Genomic DNA, 565 nt, shown 5'->3' on the forward strand with positions numbered 1-565 from the left:
ACACGACCAGCACGATCAACCAGGCCAACCTGGTGCTGACCACCAACAACGTCACCAAGACCTATGACGGCACCCTCAGCGCTGCGGGTACGGCAGCGGTGTCCAGCGGCACCGTGTTCAGCGGCGACAGCCTCTCGGGCGGCAGCTTCGCCTTTACCGACAAGAACGCCGGTACGGGCAACAAGACGGTGACAACCACGGGTGTGACAGTGGGTGACGGCGTCAACAACGCCAACTACAACGTCAGCTACATAGACAACACCACGAGCACGATCAACAGGGCCAATCTGACGGTGACGGCCACGGGCGTGACCAAGACTTATGACGGCACGACCAGCGCCACGGGTACGGGCTCGGTCGGGACGCTGGCGGGCGCCGGTGCGGGTGAGTCGGTCAATACCGCCGCCACGCAAGTCTTTACCGACAAGAATTTTGGCATCGGCAACAAGACGGTCCAGGCCAGCGGCCTGACCATCAAGGACAGTGGCAACGCCGACGTCACGGGCAACTACAACATCAGCTATGTGGACAACACGACCAGCACGATCAACAAGGCCAACCTGAC

At 61.4% G+C, this 565-nt stretch carries 1 protein-coding gene; it reads left to right on the forward strand.

Annotation, left to right across the window (positions count from 1 at the left end; genetic code table 11):
* Positions 1–565 (forward strand): YDG domain-containing protein (locus ACFQND_RS12185; protein ID WP_377413591.1); only part of this gene is annotated, 565 nt, incomplete at both ends.

The organism is Polaromonas aquatica, assembly GCF_042659145.1.
In the GTDB taxonomy this organism is placed as follows: domain Bacteria; phylum Pseudomonadota; class Gammaproteobacteria; order Burkholderiales; family Burkholderiaceae_C; genus Polaromonas; species Polaromonas aquatica.